Source organism: Acetobacter sp. (assembly GCF_047721705.1).
Classification (GTDB): domain Bacteria; phylum Pseudomonadota; class Alphaproteobacteria; order Acetobacterales; family Acetobacteraceae; genus Acetobacter.
The window spans coordinates 1-1,591 of record NZ_JBDNXK010000186.1; the positions used below are offsets into that span (position 1 = coordinate 1).

The 1,591-nt window shown below is 53.9% G+C and carries 1 protein-coding gene; it reads left to right on the top strand.

Annotated elements, in window-relative coordinates:
* Window positions 1-182 precede the first annotated feature (182 nt).
* A complete protein-coding gene (locus tag ABF824_RS16360) occupies window positions 183-1,376 on the top strand; it encodes an IS701 family transposase (RefSeq protein WP_415490006.1) in 1,194 nt (397 codons plus the stop codon).
* Window positions 1,377-1,591 lie beyond the last annotated feature (215 nt).

Genomic DNA, 1,591 nt, shown 5'->3' on the forward strand with positions numbered 1-1,591 from the left:
AAAATGCCTGCAAAACCGGCACATTTAGAAGCGCAGCGAGACCGCGCGCATTACCTGGTAAAAACTCTCCCACAAACGCAATTGATAATCAATATCATGAAGTGCGCATAATCGTGAGCACTCTTAATGCTATCTAGCACTACAGTTGCGTTTTGTGTTGAGTTCTGAATCTATGGGTAACCATGATTCAGGATCTGACGAGTGGCGGTGCGTCTGTTGAAGAGACGCTGGATTTGTGGGCGTTCGGGCTTCGGGCAGTAAAGGAGCAGATCGCGCCGCTGTTTACGCAGAAGCGTGTTGCGGCTTCTGCGTGTGCCTTCCTTGACGTTCTGATTGGTAATGAACCACGCAAAACGGGATGGATGCGAGCGGAAGCCGCAGGAGATCCCGGTCCATGGCGGCAACAGGCGCTTCTCGGGCGCGGACAATGGGACGCCGATGCCCTTCGTGATGTCGTCAGGGATCATGTGATCGAGCATCTGGGCACTGAAGGTGGCGTGCTGGTCATCGATGAGACCGGTTTTCTGAAGAAAGGTCAGGCGTCCTGCGGTGTGGGGCGGCAGTATACGGGATCTGCCGGCAAGATCACGAACTGCCAGATTGGGGTATTTGCCACCTATGTATCGGCGCGGGGCCATGCTTTTATTGACCGCGCCCTGTATCTCCCGAAAGACTGGACATCTGACCGTGAGCGCCTGAAGCAGGCCCACGTTCCCGATGACGTGGTGTTTGCAACCAAACCGGCGTTAGCCTCGATGATGATTGAGCGGAGTATTGAGGCCGGTGTGCCCTTCCGCTGGGTTGCAGCAGACAGCGTTTATGGCGTGGGAGATGTGGAACGCACGCTTCGTCGGGCAGGCGTTGGATATGTCCTTGGCGTCAAAGGCAATCACTGGTTCGGGTCATGGGCAACCAACCCGCTGATTGCAGGAGAAGCCAAAGATATTGCTGCAAACCTCCCAGAGCAGGACTGGTACCGCCTATCTGCGGGACACGGCACAAAAGGTGAGCGGCTGTATGACTGGGCGTATCTTGCGCTTGCTGATCTGGATTCTGAAGAATTTGACTGCCCTATTGCCGGACCATGGACACGCGGCCTGTTGATCCGTCGGAGTATAGGCGATGGAGACCTAGCCTATTTTACGACCTGGTGCCCGAAAGGGACAACCATGCAGGAACTCGTGAACGTTGAAGGGACGCGCTGGAGGATCGAAGAATGTTTCGAGACGGCCAAAAACGAATTCGGTCTTGATCATAACGAAACCCGTTCCTGGCATGGATGGCATCGGCATGTCTCTCTGGTCATGCTCGCCTATGCCGTCATGGCAAGTGTGCGGTATCAGGCAAACTCACGGAAACCGAAAAAAACACAATAATCATCGTCCGTTGGTCCATTCAGGAAATCAGGCGCCTCGTCGTAAAGCTTGGACAACGCAAACTACCCGTTGCTCACATCCTCAGATGGTCCGTCTTTCGACGAACACATCAGGCCACTGCTATCCGCTCTTACTCACGACACAAAACGCAACTGTAGTGCTAGCACTACAGTTGCATTTTGTGTTGAGTTCTGACTCTATGGATACCCATGATT